Origin of the sequence: Crocosphaera sp., assembly GCF_030064895.1 — a bacterium.
Classification (GTDB): Bacteria; Cyanobacteriota; Cyanobacteriia; order Cyanobacteriales; family Microcystaceae; genus Crocosphaera.
In genome coordinates this window covers 1-6,641 of the sequence record NZ_JASJEB010000176.1, presented here as the reverse complement: position 1 = coordinate 6,641, position 6,641 = coordinate 1, and the positions used below count along the sequence as shown (strand labels likewise).

Annotated in this window: 8 protein-coding genes and 1 pseudogene; 5 read left to right on the top strand and 4 right to left on the bottom strand. The window is 38.6% G+C overall.

Features of this window, described 5'->3' with window-relative positions; all coding sequences use genetic code 11:
- A pseudogene (locus QNJ66_RS25835) lies at nucleotides 1-100 on the bottom strand (RNA-guided endonuclease TnpB family protein); the annotation flags it as partial.
- Nucleotides 101-302: 202 nt separating this feature from the next.
- On the opposite strand from QNJ66_RS25835, the gene lysA reads away from it, so the two are divergent.
- The 5 genes from lysA (at nucleotide 303) to QNJ66_RS25810 (ending at nucleotide 4,106) form a co-directional block, all read left to right on the top strand.
- The gene (gene lysA / locus QNJ66_RS25830; RefSeq protein ID WP_300511538.1) at nucleotides 303-1,727 is read left to right on the top strand and encodes a diaminopimelate decarboxylase; all 1,425 of its coding nucleotides are present in this window, start codon (nucleotides 303-305) and stop codon (nucleotides 1,725-1,727) included.
- Between the two features lie 44 nt (nucleotides 1,728-1,771).
- Nucleotides 1,772-2,713 (top strand): diadenylate cyclase CdaA, encoded by a 942-nt coding sequence (gene cdaA, locus QNJ66_RS25825; protein WP_300511537.1) that lies wholly within the window; start codon nucleotides 1,772-1,774, stop codon nucleotides 2,711-2,713.
- A complete protein-coding gene (gene uppS / locus QNJ66_RS25820) occupies nucleotides 2,710-3,471 on the top strand; it encodes a polyprenyl diphosphate synthase (RefSeq protein WP_300511535.1) in 762 nt (253 codons plus the stop codon). Before cdaA ends, uppS begins: the two co-directional genes overlap by 4 nt.
- 138 nt (nucleotides 3,472-3,609) lie before the next feature.
- Nucleotides 3,610-3,816 (top strand): hypothetical protein, encoded by a 207-nt coding sequence (locus QNJ66_RS25815; RefSeq protein ID WP_300511534.1) that lies wholly within the window; start codon nucleotides 3,610-3,612, stop codon nucleotides 3,814-3,816.
- Between the two features lie 2 nt (nucleotides 3,817-3,818).
- Entirely contained in the window at nucleotides 3,819-4,106 is a 288-nt protein-coding gene (locus QNJ66_RS25810) for a type II toxin-antitoxin system mRNA interferase toxin, RelE/StbE family (RefSeq protein ID WP_300511533.1), read from the top strand.
- An 83-nt stretch (nucleotides 4,107-4,189) separates the two neighbouring features.
- Here QNJ66_RS25810 and QNJ66_RS25805 read toward each other — a convergent pair whose 3' ends face one another.
- The 3 genes from QNJ66_RS25805 to der form a co-directional block, all read right to left on the bottom strand.
- The gene (locus QNJ66_RS25805) at nucleotides 4,190-4,510 is read right to left on the bottom strand and encodes a hypothetical protein (protein ID WP_300511532.1); all 321 of its coding nucleotides are present in this window, start codon (nucleotides 4,508-4,510) and stop codon (nucleotides 4,190-4,192) included.
- Nucleotides 4,473-4,760: a DUF2281 domain-containing protein gene (locus QNJ66_RS25800; RefSeq protein WP_300511531.1), complete on the bottom strand. Its 288-nt coding sequence runs from the start codon at nucleotides 4,758-4,760 to the stop codon at nucleotides 4,473-4,475. Before QNJ66_RS25800 ends, QNJ66_RS25805 begins: the two co-directional genes overlap by 38 nt.
- 269 nt (nucleotides 4,761-5,029) lie before the next feature.
- Entirely contained in the window at nucleotides 5,030-6,388 is a 1,359-nt protein-coding gene (gene der, locus QNJ66_RS25795; RefSeq protein ID WP_300511530.1) for a ribosome biogenesis GTPase Der, read from the bottom strand.
- Nucleotides 6,389-6,641 lie beyond the last annotated feature (253 nt).

The window sequence follows — 6,641 nt, the reverse complement described above, 5'->3', positions numbered from 1 at the left end:
CTTTTTTTCTGGCTTTTTCGTAGTTCTTAGAAAGTCTTTGTTTTCTACTTAAGCGACGTTGTAGCAATTTCAGCTTACGGTGTTCAGTTTTGAAGAATTTACCATCCCTGTTAAAAGAATGTTTGCAGAAGTCCCCACCTAAAATCCTAAAATCTCTACAGCTAAAAACAAACTGGATTTAGGTGAGGATGGAAAATATAGTCATATAATGAAAGGATAATCCCACGGATAAAACTCGAGAGTAGTTTATTGCTACAAGTTTAGGAACTACTCAACAAAGTTACCCACTAGACCAGGAAATTATGATAGCGACACCAACAAAAAATCCTCACACAGGACAAGATTACCTGCCAAAAAATGCCATAAATACAAAAAAACCATCTCCTAACCAATCTCTATTACCCCTAACCGCTAACATTAATGATCGTGATCACTTAGAAATTGGTGGTTGTGATATTGAGACTCTGGTTGAACAATTTGGTTCCCCCCTCTACATCCTCGATGAAACGACCTTGAGAAACGCTTGCAGTCAGTACAGAGATGGATTCAAAACCTACTATCAAGGGGAGTCTCAGGTCATTTACGCCTCAAAAGCTTGGAGTTCTCTCGCCGTTGTTGGTGTCATCGCCACAGAAGATTTAGGCTTTGATGTGGTGTCTGGAGGCGAACTTTACACAACTGAAAAATCTTTAACACAACTAGGCTATTCGTGTCAAGAAATTGCCCAAAAAATTTACTTTCATGGCAACAATAAATCAGTTGCCGAACTAAAACAAGCCTTAGAAGTGGGTTGTACCATCATCGTCGATAACTGGCTAGAACTGCAAACCCTCGTCCAACTAAGTCAGAGTCTGCCTGATCAGAGTATTCCCATTCTGATAAGACTAACCCCAGGAATTGAATGTCATACCCATGAGTACATTCGCACAGGCCATCTAGATAGTAAATTTGGTTTTGATCCCCATCAACTCGAAACCGTTTTTGCCTATATCGCTGAACACAAATCCCTCAATTGTCGGGGACTACACGCCCATATTGGCTCCCAAATTTTCGAGAAACAACCCCATCAAGACTTAGCCGGCGTATTAGTAGAATGGCTAAAAATCGGTCAAGAATACGGACTCACCCTACCAGAATTAAACATCGGTGGTGGTTTGGGTATTCGCTACACAGAAGAGGACGATCCCCCAAGTATTGAAGAATGGGTTAAAGCTGTTAGTGAAGCGGTGATGCAAGCTTGTCAACGCTCTAATATTCCCTTGCCCAAACTGATTGCCGAACCCGGGCGATCGCTAATTGGTTCCGCTTGTGTCACTGCTTATAAAGTAGGAAGTCGGAAAGAAATCCCCGAACTACGTACCTACATCGCAGTTGATGGAGGAATGTCCGATAATCCTCGTCCTATTACCTACCAATCAGCTTATAGTGTAGTTCTAGGCAATAAAATGTCAGCCGAGATCAACGAAACTGTAACCGTTGCCGGCAAACACTGCGAATCAGGAGATATTGTAATTAAAGACGCTCGGTTGCCTCAAACCCATCCAGGAGATATTCTAGTAATCATGGGGACAGGAGCATACAATTATAGTATGGCATCCAACTATAACCGTTTGCCCCGTCCGGCAGCCGTTTTAGTTAACAATGGAGAGGCTAACTTAATCCTAAGACGGGAGACTTATGACGATCTAATTCGACAAGATTGTTTACCCGAAAAGCTAATCCCCTAATTCTCCTACTTTCAACCGCAAATTGTTCTCATTGAGCATCCATCTTGTCATTTTACTTCCTGTCAAGTCAGCCTTCTGAGCAACACTGGGCGCGCCCAGACGTAATTCAAGAGCTAATTCATAACGGCATTGATATCGGTTTAGTGCTGCTACTAACCTATTTGATGCTTCTTGCTATTGGTGAGCGTCGTACCCTGTATATGGTTCGGGGGCTTATTATTCTCATGTTAGCAGCAGTGATCAGCGAAAAGCTTCAATTATCACTGCTGCAATTTGTCCTGGAAAAATTAGTTTTGGGGGCGGCCGTCGCTATGGCGGTTATTTTCCAAGGAGAATTTCGGCGTTTTCTGGAACTTTTGGGACAAGGTAAAATCCTACAATTTTTCGCACGAAAACCTAGCACCATCAAAACGAATAATGTGGTGGATGAATTGGTAGAAGCTGTCAGAGAACTTTCTCAAAATAGGACAGGTGCTTTGATTGTCATTGAAACGTCTGGCTCAATCGATATGAGAGTTTTTGTTGATCAAGGTGTCTCTATTGATGGAGAGATTTCTAAAGCCCTTCTACAGACGATTTTTCAGCCTAAAACCCTACTCCACGATGGGGCTGTTTTTATTAGGGGAACTCGCATTATTTCTGCTGGAGTAATTTTACCTCTCTCCGATAAAAACTTCTCCCGTCAACTGGGGACGCGACATCGGGCGGCCATGGGTATAACGGAAAGCGTCGATCAATGTATGTGTATTATTGTCTCCGAAGAAACCGGTTCTATTTCCCTCGCTGAAAAAGGAGTTTTGGATCGACCCCTAACTAGCAGTAAACTAAAAGAGCTACTAGACAAAAAATTTGCTTTACTGGTTAAGGGAGAGTCTGTAGCTCCAGGATGGGGTCTTCTCAGCCGTATTATCGGCCCAGAGGGAAGACGCTTCCTACAAAATACCGTTCGTACATTGTCATCGAACTCATCAGAAGAGAAGAAATGACCGTTAAGCAGCCTATTGTGTTAAAGGACTTACCAAACGATCTCGATTTAAACCGTCTTCCCCAACATATCGCCGTCATTATGGACGGTAATGGCCGTTGGGCAAAACGTCGTGGCCTACCTCGTATTATGGGACATCAACGAGGGGTGGATACTCTCAAAGATTTACTCCGTTGTTGTCGGGATTGGGGGATTTCGGCTTTGACAGCTTATGCTTTTTCTACGGAAAATTGGGGACGACCTCTAGAAGAAGTAGATTTTTTGATGACTTTGTTTGAAAGGGTCTTGCGTCGTGAATTACAAGAAATGATGGCTGAGAATGTGAGAATTCGTTTTGTGGGAGATTTAGATAGGTTGAGTCCTTCCCTACAAGAGGAAATTTGTCGTTCTATGGAAGATACGGAAAATAATACTGGAGTGCAATTTACGGTAGCTACTAATTATGGTGGTCGTCAAGAAATTGTCCAAAGTTGTCGGGCGATCGCACAACAGGTGCAACAGGGATTGTTGAAGTTAGATGATATTAATGAAGGTTTATTTGAAAATTTCTTATATACAAAAGGTATTCCTGATCCTGATCTTTTAATTCGTACCAGTGGAGAAATGCGGATTAGTAATTTTCTGTTATGGCAATTGGCCTATGCAGAAATTTATGTTACCCAAACCCTTTGGCCTGATTTTGATCGTCATACTCTCCACGATGCTTTATTAAATTATCAGCAGCGAGAAAGACGGTTTGGGAAGGTTGGAAAGGCTTAATTTGATCTGAGATGAATTAGCGATTGCCCATATTTATAATCAGATCAACTTTGAGAATAGTTAAATGATTGAGGTGAATTTTTTTGTTATAATTCTATTTAAAATTATGAACTTTTAAATGTTTGTGGAGGTAAAATAATGACTTTGCAGGAAATTATCAAATCTTTTGAGAGTTTATCAGAGGATGAACAAGATTTATTGCTAGAAATGTTCCATAAATATAGGGCTGAAACGAGAGAAAAAGAAATTTTGGCTAATGTTGAGGAATTAAAACAAGCGATTGCTACAGGCACAGCTAAAAGGGGAACTGTAGACGATTTAATTGCTGATTTGAATGAGGATTAACAATGGATGTTATCTGGAGTGAAGGGTTTAAGCGTTCGTTTAAAAAGCTAATTAAGAAAAATCCTCAGTTAAAACCTAAAATTTTCGATGTACTCAGACAGTTAGCTGAAGATCCATTTACATCATCTTTGAAATCTCATAAGTTAAGTGGTAATTTAGAAGAGTTATGGTCTTGTTCTGTGAATTATGATTGCCGAATTATTTTTACTTTTTCCGAGGATGGGGAATCTTTAGAAATAATAATTTTGTTAATTGATATTGGTCGTCATGATCAAGTTTATAGCAAATAAAAGAAACTAGAAGTAGTTCAAGTTAGGAAGGAATTAATAATATTATTATTGAATAATATTTATCCTACAATTAATTCTATTTCTTACTTTCTCTCCTTAGCTTTTTCATAAGCGAGATCATGTTCTGCAAAACTTAAAATAAACACCCGTTTAGATGCAGGTTTTTCATGAATACGATAAACTAAACGATAACTAACCCCATTTTCATCAATTTCTAACGCGCGATATCCCCTTAATGTACCTGTTAAACTATGACTGGGGACTCCTCTCGTTTCATAAGGATCAAGGGATAAAACTTGTTGATACTTAGAAAAATCTTCTTGTAGTTCAACAGGTAAAATTAATAAATCCTCTTGAGAGAATAACTTATGTAGTTTGATTTGATACCGTTTTTTTGTAACCACGTTTTTCTAACCACTCATTTAAAGCATTTTCATCAATTTCGTCACCGATATCGACCACAGTTTCCCATTTATCAGGGTTATCTGGATCATCAAGATCCTTCATGCGTTCAATTGTTAATTCTTCGGCAGATTTTCGAGAGGTTTCTGGTTGATATTTTATCATTAAAAACTCAATAAAATCTAAAACCTCTTCTTGTTTATCAGGGGGTAATAAATGGATTTTTTGTGTCACTAAATCAATGGTATTCATTTTCTATATTTTTACTTAGTTAACTAATTACTATTTTAGCTAATTGATAGCTTTAAATATAGTTTATAAATAAAATATTAACGTTCAATAATAAAGCATCATCAATATTTCCTGCTAGTAACAAATCTTTTAACTCAAATAATTCTTCCATTTTATTATTTCTCCTAACCTTAATAATGTTATAAATCAACGGAAGGTGGGCAATTTTAATTAAAGTTAAAACCTTAATATGAGATAGTTTCGAGTATTGCCCACCCTACAGTTTTTATCTAAACTTTAGTTGCTCTGTTTAAACTAGGTTCAATATCTCGCATTTTCTTACCTCTCCATAATAGACGAATAGGAGTCCCCAGAAAACCAATTTGTTCGCGAAACTGTCGCTCAATATAACGTCGATAATTATCATTAAATCGTTTGGGATCGTTAACAAATAAAGCAATGGTTGGGGGTTGACTTGATACTTGGGTTCCGTAATAAATTCTTCCTTGTTTTCCTTGTCTAGTGGTTGGGGGTGAGTGCCATTTTGCTGCTTCTTCTAATACTTCATTGACAACAGATGTAGTTACCCGACGACGATGTTCTTCTACTGCTACATCCACTAATTTAAAGATTTTTTCTACTCTTTTTCCTGACATGGCACTAACAAAAATCAGATCCGCCCATTCCATAAAATAAAGTCGAGACATGACCTTTTTTTTGTACTCATAAATGGTGTAAGAATCTTTGTCTATGGCATCCCATTTATTAACGACAATAATAGCAGATCTTCCTTCATCAATAATGCGATTTGCTAACTTAATATCTTGGTCGGTAACGCCCTCAAGAGCATCAATAACTAATAAAACTACATCCGCACGACGAATGGCTTTAAATGCTCGGTTAATACTGAAAAATTCCGCCCCATAATTAACATTTTTTTTGCGACGAATACCAGCAGTATCGATTAACCGATAGGTGTTTTCTCCTCGTTCTACTATAGTATCAATAGCATCTCTAGTAGTCCCAGAAATAGGACTAACAATTGCTCTTTTTTCCCCTAAAAATGCGTTCAATAAACTAGATTTTCCCACGTTAGGACGACCAATAATTGAAACATTAATCTCGTCTCGATCCGGTAATTCATCGGGAGAGGGTAAATAAGTAATTAATTGCTCTAACAGTTCCCCTGTACCATTACCATGAATACCAGAAACAGGGTAAGGTTCTCCTAGTCCTAATTCCCAAAATTCGGCAGCTTGAATCAGTCCTTGATCCGGTGACTCACATTTATTGACTGCTAATAAAACGGGTACTTCTTGCTGTCTTAACCAGTCTGCAATCTCACTATCCCCGGCGGTTAAACCTAGTTGACCATCTACCACAAAAATGGCTACACTAGACTCTGTTAAGGCTGCCATTGCCTGTTCTCGGATCAGGGGTAAAAATTCTGTCTCATCGTCGAATACTAGACCCCCTGTATCTACCACTTGAAAGTCACGATCGCCCCAAAATGCAGGTCGATAGGTGCGATCGCGAGTAATTCCGGGTTCATCGTGTACTATTGCTTGTCTATCCTTAGCTAAACGGTTGACAAGGGTGGACTTGCCTACATTCGGCCGTCCAATAATCGCCACAATCGGTAATGCCATAATAATTACTTTAAGATTTTTTTGCTTTATTTATCACCGATTGGGAATGACTTAGGCTGCTATATAAAACTTATTTTTGTTCTTACCTTGCCTACCGTTATAGTTATATAATCAGTGATACTCGTTCTCAGTGTATCACAAATTATAGCAATAGACAGGCTAGTTAGGACACATAAATTATATTTTAAGGGAACAGGGAACAGGGAACAGGGAACAGAAAAATGTCCTAATAGCTTTGGCGACTGCTATATCA